The organism is Pseudomonas anuradhapurensis, assembly GCF_014269225.2.
Taxonomy (GTDB): domain Bacteria; phylum Pseudomonadota; class Gammaproteobacteria; order Pseudomonadales; family Pseudomonadaceae; genus Aquipseudomonas; species Aquipseudomonas anuradhapurensis.
Map to the genome: position 1 here is coordinate 4,318,035 of NZ_CP077097.1, position 13,626 is coordinate 4,331,660.

The following is a 13,626-nucleotide window of genomic DNA, read 5'->3' on the forward strand; positions in this document are numbered from 1 at the left end:
GTGGGAGCGGGCGTGCCCGCAAAAGGGCCGGCACAATCCACAAAAATGCCTCAGGCATGTTCGACGAACACATCGGCAAACACCTGCCCCCGCGGCACCCCGGCAATGAACAGCCGCCGGGCAAACCGCTCGACGCTCGCCGGCGCCCCGCACAGCAGCGCCAGCGTCTGCCGCGATGACGGCCGCAAGCCGGCCAGAACGTCCTCCAGCTGCTCCGCCAGCACCAGCTCGACCTCAACCCCTGGCAACTTCAGCAGCGGCTCCGCCAAATAGTGACCTGACCGCTCCCGCGCCACATGCAGCAGCCGGATCTCGCCCCGATGCCCCTGCCGCAACGCTTCGCGCAGGATGCCCCACAACGGCGCCAGCCCGGTGCCCGCCGCCAGCAACCACAGCGGCCGGTCCTGCCAGTCCGGGTCGTAGTGCAAGGCGCCGCCCCGGAATTCCCCCAGGCGCAACACATCACCCAGTTGCAAGCCGCGCGCCTGGTCACAAAAGGCGCCAGGGCGCCGGCAGTCGATATGGAACTCGAGGAAATCGTCCTCACCCGGCAGGCTGGCCAGCGAATAGGGCCGCGCGACCGCAGCATGCCATAGCACTACATGCTGCCCGGCCTGGTAACGCAACGCCCGCTCGGGCCGCAAGCGCAAGCGCAACACATCGCCGTACCAATCCAGCGCACAGACCTCGGCCGCTACGCCATCCTGCTGCGGGTCGAACAGCGCCACACGCAGGTCCTCGACCACCTGGCACTGGCACGCCAGGCGCCAACCCTGGGCATGCTTGTCCGGCGCCAGGGCCTCGGGCCGGGCATCCAGCGGTTGCCCGGCCAGGCAATGCACCAGGCAGGCATGGCAGCTGCCCGCGCGGCAACTGTAGGGCACATCGAGCCCGGCCTCATTCAGGGCATCGAGCAGGTTGCTGCCGGTCGGCACCGTCCAGCGGCGCTCGCCCACGCAAAGTTCAGGCATGGTCGGTCTTTCTCCATCGGTCATCAGGCCACTGTATGCCAAGCGGGCAATGGCAGCAAAAAGGATGCCCGGGCCCTGCCGACCATGGTCCAGACCACACGCAGGTGTTTCACACCGAGAGGCACGCTATACTGCCGCGCCTTTTTGCGTCGGCCATGCCGCCGGCGCGCCTTTGCAAGGCGTTTCGACATGCTGGTCGGCACCGTCGAGCGTCTCTATGAATGTTCCCGTCTTTAAGAGGAGCGCGCTGCATGACCGTGATCAAGCAAGACGACCTGATTCAGAGCGTCGCCGATGCCCTGCAATTCATTTCGTACTACCACCCCGTCGATTTCATCCAGGCCATGCACGAGGCCTATCTGCGTGAAGAATCGCCTGCCGCGCGCGATTCCATCGCCCAGATCCTGATCAACTCGCGCATGTGCGCCACCGGCCACCGCCCGATCTGCCAGGACACCGGTATCGTCACCGTGTTCATCCGCGTGGGCATGGACGTGCGCTGGGACGGCGCCACCATGAGCGTCGACGACATGATCAACGAAGGTGTGCGTCGCGCCTACAACCTGCCTGAAAACGTGCTGCGCGCGTCGATCCTGGCCGACCCGGCCGGTGCTCGCAAGAACACCAAGGACAACACCCCGGCCGTGATCCACTACTCCATCGTCCCCGGCGACAAGGTCGAGGTCGATGTCGCAGCCAAGGGCGGCGGCTCGGAGAACAAGTCGAAGATGGCCATGCTCAACCCGTCCGACTCGATCGTCGACTGGGTGCTGAAGACCGTGCCGACCATGGGCGCTGGCTGGTGCCCGCCTGGCATGCTCGGCATCGGCATCGGCGGTACCGCCGAGAAGGCTGCGGTGATGGCCAAGGAAGTGTTGATGGAGTCCATCGACATCCACGAACTGAAAGCCCGTGGCCCGCAAAACCGTCTGGAAGAAATCCGCCTGGAGCTGTTCGACAAGGTCAACCAGCTGGGCATCGGCGCCCAGGGCCTGGGCGGCCTGACCACCGTGCTCGACGTCAAGATCATGGATTACCCGACCCACGCCGCTTCGCTGCCGGTGTGCATGATCCCCAACTGCGCCGCTACCCGCCACGCCCACTTCGTGCTCGATGGGTCCGGCCCGGCCGAGCTGGAAGCGCCGTCGCTGGACGCCTACCCGGAAATCGTCTGGGAAGCCGGCCCGAGCGCCCGTCGTGTCAACCTCGACGCCATCACCCCGGAAGAAGTCGCCAGCTGGAAGCCGGGCGAGACCATCCTGCTCAACGGCAAGATGCTCACCGGCCGCGATGCCGCGCACAAGCGCATGGTCGAGATGCTCAACCGTGGCGAAGAGCTGCCGGTGGATCTGAAAGGCCGCTTCATCTACTACGTCGGCCCGGTCGACCCGGTAGGTGACGAAGTGGTAGGCCCAGCCGGCCCGACCACCGCGACCCGCATGGACAAGTTCACCCGCCAGATCCTCGAGCAGACTGGCCTGCTGGGCATGATCGGCAAGTCCGAGCGCGGCCCTGCCGCCATCGAAGCGATCAAGGACAACAAGGCCGTGTACCTGATGGCCGTTGGCGGCGCCGCCTACCTGGTGGCCCAGGCCATCCGCAAGTCGAAGGTCCTGGCCTTCGCCGAGCTGGGCATGGAAGCGATCTACGAGTTCGAGGTCAAGGACATGCCGGTGACCGTCGCCGTGGACAGCAACGGTGAGTCGGTGCACATCACTGGCCCTGCCTTGTGGCAGAGCAAGATTGCCCAGAGCCTGGCAGTCGAAGTGAAGTAAGCCTGATGTAACTGCGGCGGCTTCTTCGCGGGCTTGCCCGCTCCCACAGGTAAGGCGTAGCCCTCAGGCTTGCGCTGTACCTGTGGGAGCGGGCAAGCCGGCGAAGAGGCCGCCACTGTTTTCACAGGATTCTGTCAAACTGCTCCGGCCAGTCCCTGCGGGTAAACACCTGCCCTTCCCGCCTCACCCGCCGCACTTCCTCCAGGTCCACCTCGCACAGCAGCCACTGGCTATGCACCGGGCTCAGTTGCTCACTCAACGCCATCACGCCGTCCCCTGGCATGCCATGATCCGGTGGCACGAACAAGCCTGCCCGCCCGATATTCTCGTCCAGCGCCGGCGACCAGGCGGCCAGCCCGACCGTGGGGCTCTGCAATACCGCAATCTGGTTCTCCAGTGCCCGCGCCTGCGCGCCAATGCGCACCCGGTGGTAGCCCGCCTCGGTGTCGGTACAGCTCGGCGCCAGGATCAGGTCGGCGCCTTGCTCGGCCAGGTGCCGGGCCAGCATCGGGAATTCATTGTCGTAGCAGATCAGGATCCCCAGGCGCCCCAGTTCGGTGTCGAACACCTGCAGCCCCTGGCCTGCGGTGATGTTCCATTGCTCACGCTCGAAACGGGTCATCATCAGCTTGTCCTGGTAACCCAGCACGCCTTCGGGGCCGAACAGCCAGGCACGGTTGCGGTACTGCCCATCGGCATCCTGCACCGGCAGGCTGCCAGGCTGCAGATAGATCTGCCAATGCCGGGCAATGCCCTCGCACAGCGCCAGCCACGGCTCGAACAGCGGCTGAATACCGGCAATCGAGGCCTTCAGGTCGCCACGCTGCTCGGCCGGCAACTGCCCGCTGAGCACCAGCCCGGCGTACTCCGGCAACAGCAGCAGGCGCGCCCCCGCCGCCGCAGCCTCGGCGCACAGGCCTTGCAGGTGCGCGGCGTAGGCGTCCCAGGTTTCATGCAGCTCGATCGCATACTGGCAGGCCGCCAGGCGGATCATATCGGCAGTTCCTTGAGCCAGAACGACATCAGTTTGTCGGAGCTTTCCGTTTCGTCCAGGTCACGCCAGGCATAGCGGGTGCGTAGCGACGGGTCGTGCAGAAAACCGCGATTGCGCCAGAAACCATGCAACGGTTTGTAATCTGCAGGCCGCCGCGGGTGCACGCCGGGCCGCTCCACCGCGCAGAACGCGCAGTAATCGAACTCAGCCAGTTTGTGCGCGTAGGATTCGCGTTCGATGAAAAAGCGCACTCCCAGGCCTTGGCCACGGTACTCTGGCAGTACCACCGATTCACCGAAGTAGTAGACGCTGGCCGGGTCACGCCCCTGGGCCAGGAATGGCTGCTGGAATTCGGCGCCGACATCCACCAGCGGCAGGCCGGTGGAGGCGCCCACCACCTTGCCGTCGTCCAGCGCCAGCACCACCAGGCTGCGCCCGGACCGGGCATAGGTGGCCAGGTAGTCGGCCTCGTACTCCGGGGTGCCGTCGTAAAGGTAGGGAAACTCGCGAAACACGGTCAGGCGCAGGCGAGCGAGGTCATCGATGTAAGGCGCGATAGCGGCGCCGTGCAACAGGCGTATTTCCATGCTTGGCGGTCGTTTTGTCGATGTGGATGACGCGCTCGGCTAAGCCGGGCTTGAGGGGAAACCCTATCATCCGAAGCCACGACCCGCCTTTTCCCTCAACGACAGGTATTGTTCCATGACCGCTACCGAACTGGTAAATGCGTACTACGCGGCTTTCAACGCCGGCGATATGCCAGCCTTTCTCGCCCTGCTCAGCGAGGACGTGATCCACGACATCAACCAGGGTGAGCGGCAGATGGGCAAGGCACGGTTTGCCGCATTCATGGACAAGATGAACCGCTGCTACCGCGAACGCCTGGCCGATATCGTGGTGATGCAAAACGCCGATGGCAGCCGGGCGGCGGCGGAGTTCACCGTGCATGGCGAATACCTGGCCGATGACGAAGGCTTGCCGCCGGCCAACGGGCAGACCTACGTACTGCCGGCGGGGGCGTTCTTCTATATCCACTGCGGCAAGATTGCCCGGGTGACCAACTACTACAACCTCAATGACTGGATTGAGCAGGTCGGTTGAGGGGCAAGGAGCCAACAGCAATGGCCCTGAGAGCGGTGTGTTTGTAGGAGCGGCCTTGCGTCGCGATGGGCTGCGCAGCAGCCCCAGATGCTCGGCCGTAATGCAGGATTACCAGGGGCTGCTGCGCAGCCCATCGCGACACAAGGCCGCTCCTACCAGAGCAATGTCTGGTGCCAGGAAGCCGGGCCCGGTCAGGCGATGCGGGTACCGAGCACCTTGAGGAACGCCGCCAGCCACGCCGGGTGCGCCGGCCAGGCGGGTGCGGTCACCAGGTTGCGGTCGACATGCGCCTGGTCCACCGCGATATCGATGAATGTGCCGCCGGCCAGCCGCACCTCCGGCGCACACGCCGGATAAGCGCTGCATTCGCGCCCTTCCAGCACGCCGGCCGCCGCCAGCAGCTGGGCCCCGTGGCACACCGCCGCAATCGGTTTGCCGGCCTGGTCGAACGACCGCACCAGCTCCAGCACCCGCTCATCCAGGCGCAGGTACTCCGGCGCACGCCCACCGGGAATCAGCAGCGCGTCATAACCCTCGGCCCGTACCCGCACGAAATCGTAGTTCAGGGCAAAGTTGTGCCCAGGCTTTTCGCTGTAGGTCTGGTCACCCTCGAAATCATGGATGGCCGTGCGCACGGTCTGCCCCGCGACCTTTTCCGGGCAAACTGCATGCACCGTATGCCCAACCATGCTCAAGGCCTGGAATGGCACCATGACCTCGTAATCTTCAACGAAATCGCCGACCAACATGAGAATCTTCTTCGCCGTCATCGTACCCACTCCCTTCGATTGCCTAGAGACAGTCACTGCACGATAGCCGGTCTCAGTCGCGGCGGTCGAGCAAGTTGACCACCAGGCGGTCCAACCAGCCCCACAGCCGTTGCTTGACCCGGCGCCATAGCGGTCGGGCATGCCAGTGGCCCAGGTCGACCACCTCGCTCAAGGCGAAATCACGCTCGAAGCTGGCTTGCACGGCAGCCGTCAACGGTGGGTCGAGGGCCTCGATATTGGCCTCGAGGTTGAAGCGCAGGTTCCAGTGGTCGAAGTTGCACGAACCGATACTGACCCAATCGTCGATCAGCACCATTTTCAGGTGCAGGAAACACGGCTGGTATTCGTAGATGCGCACCCCGGCGCGCAGCAGCCGGGGATAATAGCGGTGCCCTGCATAACGCACCGAAGGGTGGTCGGTACGCGGGCCGGTCAGCAGCAAGCGCACATCGACGCCCTTGCCGGCAGCCCGGCGCAGCGAGCGGCGCACGCTCCAGGTCGGCAGGAAGTAAGGTGTGGCCAGCCACACCCGGCGCTGGCCGCTGTTGATGGCGCGTACCAGCGAATGGAGGATGTCCTGGTGCTGACGGGCGTCAGCATAAGCCACGCGCCCCATGCCCTGGCCCTGTGCAGGTACCTTGGGCAGGCGCGGCAGGCCAAAGCCCTCGGCAGGGCGCCAGGCGGTGCGGCGATTGTTGGCGTGCCACTGGCGGTCGAACAGCAACTGCCAGTCGTTCACCACCGGGCCCTGCATCTGCACCATCACCTCGTGCCACTCACTGGTCGCCTCGCCCGGCGTCCAGAATTCGTCGGTGACACCGGTGCCGCCCACCACTGCCCAGCGCTGGTCCACCAGCAGCAGCTTGCGATGATCGCGGTAGAGGTTGCGCAGGCCGCGCTTCCAGCGCAAGCGGTTGTACCAGCGCAGGTACACGCCAGCATCCAGCAGGCGCTGGCGCAACTTGCTGCTGAAAGCCAATGAGCCATAGTCGTCGAACAGGCAGCGTACCCGCACACCGCGAAGCGCCGCCCGCTCAAGCGCTTCGACCACCGCATCGGCGCAGTCGCCGGCCTCGACCAGGTACAGTTCCAGGTCGATCTGGAACTCGGCGCGCATGATCGCCAGGAGCATGCGCGGAAAGAACTCGGGCCCGTCGATCAGCAGTTCGAAGTGGTTGCCATCCCGCCAGGGGAAGACTGGCCCGGCCATGTCAGCGGGCGGTGAAGATCAGCACCGCACTCACCGGTACCGACGGGTTGATGGACTTGAGCCCAGCGAACTTGCGCAGGCGTTGCAGCCCTGGCAACAGGCCAAAATCCTCGGCGCGCAGGACCAGCGGCTCGAGGGTCACCACCTGGAAGCGTCGCTCGTCCAGGCGGGTCGCCAGCAGCAGGGCGTTATAGCTGTGGGACTGGCCGTGCAAGGTCACGGTCAACGGCAGGCGCAGCTCGACCTGGGCACCATTGGCCAGGTCGTTTATCGGCCGCAGGTCCAGTTGAGCCTGCACCTTGGCTTCGGCGAAACGCTCGACCTCGAACAGGTCCTCACGCATGCGTTCGTCACGTTGGGGAATGCCGCTGCTTACCGAATCCATCTCGATGCTGAGCCCAGCCGCGCCCTTGCGGTCGACGGTGCCATGCAGCACCAGAAAACGGTGCACTTCGGCGGTGTCACCGTTCTTGCCGGTTATGAACGACAGGCGCGACGACTCGCCATCGAGGTGCCAGTTGGCGTGGGCAGGTAGGCACAAAGCCAGCAGCAAGGCGGGTAGCAGACGGGGCAGCTTGAACATGACGGATCTCGTGAAACCAGGCCGCCAACCTTACCCGCCCGCCTTCACGGCAGCAAGCGGCAGCCCTCGCGCGGGCCTTGCCAGGCGGCCTGGTGGCGCTGCCCCAGGCCTTCGGCGGTCACCAGCCGCTGCTGGCGGTCTTCCTCCAGCAGGCTCAGCGCCAGCCATTGTTTCACGTAACCTTGGCAGTACTCCGGCTCGAATCCCATGACGAAGCGGCACGAGCAGTACTCCTTGGCCGAGTACGCCGCAAGGATGTCGGGGAAGTCAGTCAGGGCCTGGCGCTCGTGCCAGGCCCAGTACGACAGGCCCAGCAATACCAGCAGCACTGCCCGCTTCATGCGCCCTCCCCGGCCAGCACCGCCAGCACCCGCCGAAGCAGTTCATCGTGCCGGTAGCTGCCGTCGCGATCGTCGGCATACCGCACGATCACCAGCTTTTGCCTGGGCAGCACGTACAGCGCCTGGCCCCAGTGACCAAGGGCGGCATAGGTGTCTGCGGGCGCATGCGGCCAGGGCCGTGCCGCCCCGGCCAACGGCTGGTTGAGCCACCAGTGGCCGCCGGGGTTGGCCTCGCCGGCCATGGTGTCGGCATGGGCAAACGGCGTGCGGTTGAACGCCACCCAGGCCTCTGGCAGCAGTTGCCGCCCTTGCCAGCGCCCGTCGCGCTGCAGCAACAGGCCGATGCGTGCCAGGTCGCGCGCGGTGAGGTACAGGTAGGAAGAGCCGACATAGGTGCCGGCCCGGTCACGTTCCCATACTGCGCTGGTGATGCCCAGCGGGGTGAACAGCGCGTGCCAGGGGTAATCCGGGTACCGGTCGGCGCCGAGCATGCCGCGCAGCGCGGCGGCCAGCAGGTTGCTGTCGCCACTGGAATAGAGAAAGCGCCGGCCTGGTTCGGCTGCCGTGCCCCGCGCCGCCGTGTACGCCGCCATGTCCCCATGGCCGCGGGTATAGAGCATGGCCACCACCGAAGATTTCAGCGGGGCGTATTCGTAGTCTTCCTGCCAGTCCAGGCCGCTGGCCCAGTGCAGCAGGTCGACCATGCGTACGCCAGGGTGGCTGCGCATGGGTGGATAAAACCGGCTGACCGGGTCTTGCAGCTGGAAGCGCCCCTGGCCCTGGGCCACGCCCAGTACCGTGGCCAGCACGCTTTTGCTGATCGACCAGGTCAGGTGGGCAGTGGTTGCACGGGTGGGTGCCGTGTAGCGCTCGTGAAGGATACGGCCGTCGCGGATGATCAGCAGGGCGTCGGTGCGAATGCCAGCGCGTTCCGCGGTGGTGCGGGCAGGGAAGGCATAGGCGTCGACAGCCTGCCAGTCGAGGCTGGCGTCATTGATCGGCCAGTCGGGTTGGGGCCAGTCCTCGGCCCAGGCACACCCCGTAACCAGCGCCAGAATGACGAACAATGCCTTCATCGGGATTGCCTTTTTGCGGGAGCCACTGTGCGGCCCCAGGATTCATGCAATCACACAAGCCTAACCGGCATTCATGACAATCCCGCGGCCGCCCACGCCTTGTTCAGCCGCTTCTCCCGCGCCGCAGCCGCCAGTGCCATCACCCCCTGGTCGCGCTGCCAGATTTCTGCCCAATGCGCCGGCCCAGCTGCCAACGCCGCATCAATTTCCCCCCGTAGCGCCTGGAACTGGGCGAACAACCCACCCAGCAACAAATGGCAACCGACCGTATCGGCGCACTGCCGGCTGCCCTCGGCACACCCGGCCAGCAGCCCGAGCAACTGCAGGCGCAGGGCCTGCGGCCAGGCACACGCCTGACCGACGCCATACAGCCAGGCGGTCAGGGCCGTGAGCACATACAAGTCCTCCAGCGAGCGGAACGGTTTTACATAGGCATCCCAGCCATCCCCTGCCAGCAGTTCACACGCCGCGTGCTCCAGCACCAGTCGTCCATGGCCCACCTCCGGCATCAGCGGCAGGGTCGGCAGCGCTTCCAGCGTCACCCCTGGCTCGCCGGGGTAGACCACCGCCAGGTTCAACTGCGGTGGCGCGCCTGTCGCCTCACTGCGTGCCGCCACCAGCAACCACTCCGCCTCCAGGCCGGCAGTGACGAAATCCTTGCTGCCGGTCAAGCGCAAGCCGTCCAGGCGCGTGCGCATTTCCGTCGGCCGCACGCTACGCCGTTCGCTGGCACACAGGGCACCGAGGCTGAGCGGAGCACTGGGCCACAGCACGCGCAAGGCGGCCTGGTAGCCGACCAGGAACGCCAGCCCCGGCGTGGCCATCGCCCGGCCGCCAAGTACCGCCAGTTCGAACGGGGCAACCGGGCCAAGGCGCTCGAGCAGCGCGGCATAGGTTTCGCCAAGGGTGCTCGCCAGCGCTTGGCGAAGCGGGTCATTGAGTCGTTGCAACCAGGCCATGGGAATGACTCCTTGCTGGGGCTTTCGGGTAAGGCCGTGGATGTCACGCAAGCATCACCAAAGCTTCACAGGGGTGACACCGCGTCTACCTAGGCTGACTTTGCACAACAAAGCCGACCGGCCGCAACCTTTCATGGCTGGCTCATGGAGACTCGTAATGACTCGGATCGCTCACGCTGGCGACAACAGCACCGAACGCCGTCTGCAAGCCGAACGCCTGGTTGGCGCCGCGGCCCTGCAAGAGGCCCAGGCCCTGCGCTACAAGGTGTTCAGCGCCGAATTCCAGGCCCGCCTCAAAGGTGCCGAGTACGGCCTGGACATGGATGACTACGACGTGCACTGCCGGCACATTGGCGTACGTGACCTGAGTACCGGCGAACTGGTTGCCACCACGCGCCTGCTCGACCACCAGGCCGCCAGCAGCCTGGGCCGCTTCTACAGCGAAGAAGAATTCAGCCTGCATGGCCTGTTGCAGTTGCAGGGCCCGATCCTGGAGCTGGGGCGCACCTGCGTGGCTCCCGACTACCGCAATGGCGGCACCATCGCCGTACTCTGGAGCGAACTGGCGGAAATCCTCAATGAAGGCCGCTACAGCTACCTGATGGGCTGCGCCAGCATCCCCATGCAGGATGGCGGAATACAGGCCCATGCGGTGATGCAACGCCTGCGCGACCGCTACCTGTGCACCGAGCACCTGCGCGCCGAACCGAAAAACCCGCTGCCCAAGCTGGCCTTGCCGAACAACGTCATTGCCGAAATGCCGCCCCTGCTCAAGGCCTACATGCGCCTGGGCGCGAAGATTTGCGGCGAGCCGTGCTGGGACGAAGACTTCCAGGTGGCCGACGTGTTCATCCTGCTCAAGCGCGACGAGCTGTGCCCGCGCTATGCCCGCCACTTCAAGGCAGCGGTCTGATGCCGAAGCTGCGGGTAATGGCCCGCCTGACACGACTGCTGCTGGTACTGCTGCTGGGCATGCTGCTGGCCAGTGCGATCACCCTGGGCGAACGCCTGGGCTTCAAGCCATCGATAGCGCGCCGCCAGCGCTGGACCTGCCTGTTCATGAAACGCCTGGTCGCGGCGCTGCCGTTCGACGTGCGGGTGATCGGCGAGCTGCCGCAGCGGCCAATGCTGTGGGTCAGCAACCACGTGTCCTGGACTGACATTCCCTTGCTCGGCATGCTGCTGCCGCTGTCGTTCCTGTCCAAGGCCGAAGTGCGCCACTGGCCGGTGGCCGGCTGGCTGGCGGAAAAGGCCGGTACACTGTTCATCCGCCGAGGTGGTGGCGACAGCCAGCGCCTGCGCGAACAGATCGCCGGGCAACTGGCCCTGGCCCGTCCGCTGCTGATCTTCCCCGAAGGCACCACCACCAGCGGGCGTACCCTGCGCACCTTCCATGGCCGCCTGCTGGCAGGTGCCATCGACCGTGGTGTGGCAGTACAACCGGTGGCCATCCAGTACTTGCGCAATGGCCAGATCGACCCGCTTGCGCCCTTCATCGGTGAGGATGACCTGGTGTCGCATCTGCTGCGCCTGTTCGCCCTGCCACGAAGTGAAGTGTGCATCCACCTGTTGCAGCCGATCGGCAGCGTAGGCAAGGAGCGGGCGGTGCTGGCGTTGCAGGCGCAACAGTCCATTCAGCTGGCGTTGTTCGGGGCTGCAGAAGTTGAAGTGGTGACTGGGCGGCAGGCGCGGGCCGCCTGAGCTCCTGCTTTTCAGGACTGGCCTAATTGCCTGCTGTCCGCCCCGCCGCCGCGAACGCCTGCAACTGTGGATAGAACTCGCGGAAGTCCGCCATCAGCGGCTCATACAGCCGCTCCAGCTCATCCATCACCCCGACCATCCCCTGTGGCCGCGACAGCCTTCGGGCAATGCCGTTGAACACCTGTTCCAGCGTGGCGAAATCACCGTATGCGCCCAGCCAGTCATCGGCCGCCATGAACGGCGCGATGCGCGCCAGGCGCCCGGGAAGCTCAGGCTCCGCCAGCAGCACCCGATAGAATTCCCCAGTGAACTGCTCCAGCGGCTGCTCGGCATAATCCTGCCAATGCCGTGCCAGGCAATGATCGAAGAACACATCCACAACGATGCCGGCAAAGCGCCGCCGCTCGCGTGGAAAGCGTGCCAGTGCCGCCAGCACCAACGGATGCTGGTCGGTGTAGCTGTCGATACGCCGATGCAAGCGGATGGCTGCCTCCAGCGCTGGCGGAAAGCGCCCTTCCAACGAGCCTTTGACGAAATCGCCATACAGGCTGCCGAGCAGTTGCTGCGGCGCCGGGCCGCCCAGGTGCAGGTGTGCGAGGTAGTTCATGGGCGCAGTCTAGCACCGTCTGCCGCTATATCGTTATAACGCGATATAGCGATTCGCGCCCGGCTCAGAACCTCTTGGTATTTGTATATCGGTATTTCACGATTTACATTTCGTCCTATCGCGATATACCGCTACCACGAGCCTCCACCCATGCCTCTCGATCTCGACGAAATCATAAAAGCGCTGGCCCACCCGGTCAGGCGAGAAATCCTCGGTTGGCTGAAAGACCCGGCAACGCAGTTCCCGGACCAGTACCACAGCACCGAGAACGGGGTCTGCGCCGGGCAGATCGACCAACGCTGCGGCCTGTCGCAATCGACCGTCTCCGCCCACCTGGCCACGCTGCAACGCGCCGGGTTGGTCAGTAGCCAGAAGATCGGCCAGTGGCACTTCTTCAAACGCAACGAAACCACCATCCAGGCGTTTCTCGAACAATTGCGCCAAGCACTCTGAACAGGCAGGTAACCGTCATGACCACGCTTTTCGATCCGATCACCCTGGGCGACCTGCAGTTGCCCAACCGCATCATCATGGCCCCGCTCACCCGCTGCCGTGCCGATGAAGGCCGCGTGCCCAATGCACTGATGGCCGAATACTACGTACAGCGCGCCAGTGCCGGACTGATCCTCAGCGAGGCGACCTCGGTCAGCCCCATGGGCGTCGGCTACCCGGATACCCCCGGCATCTGGAACGACGAGCAGGTCCGTGGCTGGAACAATGTGACCAAGGCCGTGCATGCTGCGGGCGGGCGCATCTTCCTGCAACTGTGGCACGTTGGCCGCATCTCCCACCCCAGCTATCTGAATGGCGAACTGCCGGTAGCCCCCAGCGCAATCCAGCCCAAGGGCCATGTAAGCCTGGTACGCCCGTTGAGTGACTACCCCACCCCACGCGCGCTGGAAACCGAAGAAATCGCCGATATCGTCGAGGCCTACCGCAGCGGCGCCGAGAATGCCAAGGCCGCCGGCTTCGATGGTGTGGAGATCCATGGCGCCAACGGTTACCTGCTCGACCAGTTCCTGCAAAGCAGCACCAACCAGCGCACCGACCGCTACGGCGGCTCGCTGGAAAACCGTGCGCGGCTGCTGCTGGAGGTAACCGATGCGGCCATCGAGGTGTGGGGGGCGAGCCGTGTTGGCGTGCACCTGGCGCCACGTGCCGATGCCCATGACATGGGCGATGCCGACCGCGCCGAAACCTTTACCTACGTGGCCCGGGAGCTGGGCAAGCGAGGCATTGCCTTTATCTGCTCACGGGAACGGGAAGCCGATGACAGCATCGGCCCGTTGATCAAGCAAGCGTTCGGCGGCCCGTACATCGTCAACGAGCGGTTCGACAAGGCCAGTGCCAATGCGGCCCTGGCCAGTGGCAAGGCGGATGCGGTGGCGTTTGGCGTACCGTTCATCGCCAACCCCGACCTGCCGGCGCGGCTGGCGGCGGATGCACCGCTGAACGAGGCGCGGCCGGAGACCTTCTATGGCAAGGGGCCGGTGGGATACATCGACTATCCACGGTTGTGATTGAGGGCTATTCGTGGG

Annotated in this window: 16 protein-coding genes; 6 read left to right on the top strand and 10 right to left on the bottom strand. The window is 65.2% G+C overall.

Annotated features, from left to right (window positions below):
• Positions 1 to 50 precede the first annotated feature (50 nt).
• Positions 51 to 971 (bottom strand): iron-sulfur-binding ferredoxin reductase, encoded by a 921-nt coding sequence (locus tag HU763_RS19775; protein WP_186685268.1) that lies wholly within the window; start codon positions 969 to 971, stop codon positions 51 to 53.
• Positions 972 to 1,222: 251 nt separating this feature from the next.
• Between HU763_RS19775 and HU763_RS19780 the strand changes: the two genes are divergently transcribed.
• Positions 1,223 to 2,746 carry a fumarate hydratase gene (locus HU763_RS19780; protein ID WP_186685269.1) on the top strand — a complete coding sequence of 508 codons (1,524 nt, stop codon included), beginning with the start codon at positions 1,223 to 1,225 and terminating at the stop codon, positions 2,744 to 2,746.
• Positions 2,747 to 2,867: 121 nt separating this feature from the next.
• On the opposite strand, the gene HU763_RS19785 is transcribed toward HU763_RS19780, so the two are convergent.
• Together HU763_RS19785 and HU763_RS19790 are read right to left on the bottom strand one after the other, a co-directional pair.
• Entirely contained in the window at positions 2,868 to 3,740 is an 873-nt protein-coding gene (locus HU763_RS19785; protein ID WP_186685270.1) for a carbon-nitrogen hydrolase family protein, read from the bottom strand.
• Complete coding sequence (locus HU763_RS19790; RefSeq protein WP_186685272.1) at positions 3,737 to 4,327, bottom strand: GNAT family N-acetyltransferase; 591 nt, start codon at positions 4,325 to 4,327, stop codon at positions 3,737 to 3,739. The genes HU763_RS19785 and HU763_RS19790 overlap by 4 nt, the downstream gene beginning before the upstream one ends.
• A gap of 115 nt (positions 4,328 to 4,442) precedes the next feature.
• Here HU763_RS19790 and HU763_RS19795 point away from each other — a divergent pair, with 115 nt between their 5' ends.
• Complete coding sequence (locus tag HU763_RS19795; protein WP_186685274.1) at positions 4,443 to 4,841, top strand: nuclear transport factor 2 family protein; 399 nt, start codon at positions 4,443 to 4,445, stop codon at positions 4,839 to 4,841.
• A 191-nt stretch (positions 4,842 to 5,032) separates the two neighbouring features.
• Here the strand turns inward: HU763_RS19795 and HU763_RS19800 are convergent, their stop codons facing one another.
• From HU763_RS19800 to HU763_RS19825, 6 genes are all read right to left on the bottom strand, one after another.
• The gene (locus tag HU763_RS19800; protein ID WP_186685276.1) at positions 5,033 to 5,611 is read right to left on the bottom strand and encodes a DJ-1/PfpI family protein; all 579 of its coding nucleotides are present in this window, start codon (positions 5,609 to 5,611) and stop codon (positions 5,033 to 5,035) included.
• A gap of 52 nt (positions 5,612 to 5,663) precedes the next feature.
• Positions 5,664 to 6,821 (bottom strand): phospholipase D-like domain-containing protein, encoded by a 1,158-nt coding sequence (locus HU763_RS19805; RefSeq protein WP_186685278.1) that lies wholly within the window; start codon positions 6,819 to 6,821, stop codon positions 5,664 to 5,666.
• A 1-nt stretch (position 6,822) separates the two neighbouring features.
• On the bottom strand, positions 6,823 to 7,404 hold the full coding sequence (locus HU763_RS19810; protein ID WP_170032296.1) for a YceI family protein: 582 nt from the start codon (positions 7,402 to 7,404) through the stop codon (positions 6,823 to 6,825).
• A 44-nt stretch (positions 7,405 to 7,448) separates the two neighbouring features.
• The gene (locus HU763_RS19815; protein WP_186685280.1) at positions 7,449 to 7,745 is read right to left on the bottom strand and encodes an amidase; all 297 of its coding nucleotides are present in this window, start codon (positions 7,743 to 7,745) and stop codon (positions 7,449 to 7,451) included.
• Positions 7,742 to 8,821: a serine hydrolase domain-containing protein gene (locus HU763_RS19820; RefSeq protein WP_186685282.1), complete on the bottom strand. Its 1,080-nt coding sequence runs from the start codon at positions 8,819 to 8,821 to the stop codon at positions 7,742 to 7,744. Before HU763_RS19820 ends, HU763_RS19815 begins: the two co-directional genes overlap by 4 nt.
• A gap of 71 nt (positions 8,822 to 8,892) precedes the next feature.
• Positions 8,893 to 9,780 (bottom strand): acyl-CoA dehydrogenase middle domain-containing protein, encoded by an 888-nt coding sequence (locus HU763_RS19825; RefSeq protein WP_186685283.1) that lies wholly within the window; start codon positions 9,778 to 9,780, stop codon positions 8,893 to 8,895.
• 157 nt (positions 9,781 to 9,937) lie between these two features.
• Between HU763_RS19825 and olsB the strand changes: the two genes are divergently transcribed.
• Together olsB and HU763_RS19835 are read left to right on the top strand one after the other, a co-directional pair.
• Entirely contained in the window at positions 9,938 to 10,693 is a 756-nt protein-coding gene (gene olsB, locus HU763_RS19830) for an L-ornithine N(alpha)-acyltransferase (RefSeq protein ID WP_170032306.1), read from the top strand.
• The gene (locus HU763_RS19835) at positions 10,693 to 11,481 is read left to right on the top strand and encodes a lysophospholipid acyltransferase family protein (protein WP_186685284.1); all 789 of its coding nucleotides are present in this window, start codon (positions 10,693 to 10,695) and stop codon (positions 11,479 to 11,481) included. Before olsB ends, HU763_RS19835 begins: the two co-directional genes overlap by 1 nt.
• 22 nt (positions 11,482 to 11,503) lie before the next feature.
• Here the strand turns inward: HU763_RS19835 and HU763_RS19840 are convergent, their stop codons facing one another.
• Complete coding sequence (locus HU763_RS19840; protein ID WP_186685285.1) at positions 11,504 to 12,088, bottom strand: acyl carrier protein phosphodiesterase; 585 nt, start codon at positions 12,086 to 12,088, stop codon at positions 11,504 to 11,506.
• Between the two features lie 150 nt (positions 12,089 to 12,238).
• On the opposite strand from HU763_RS19840, the gene HU763_RS19845 reads away from it, so the two are divergent.
• Both HU763_RS19845 and HU763_RS19850 read left to right on the top strand, forming a co-directional pair.
• The gene (locus HU763_RS19845; RefSeq protein ID WP_170032314.1) at positions 12,239 to 12,541 is read left to right on the top strand and encodes an ArsR/SmtB family transcription factor; all 303 of its coding nucleotides are present in this window, start codon (positions 12,239 to 12,241) and stop codon (positions 12,539 to 12,541) included.
• A gap of 17 nt (positions 12,542 to 12,558) precedes the next feature.
• Positions 12,559 to 13,608 (top strand): alkene reductase, encoded by a 1,050-nt coding sequence (locus tag HU763_RS19850; protein ID WP_186685286.1) that lies wholly within the window; start codon positions 12,559 to 12,561, stop codon positions 13,606 to 13,608.
• Positions 13,609 to 13,626: the final 18 nt, after the last annotated feature.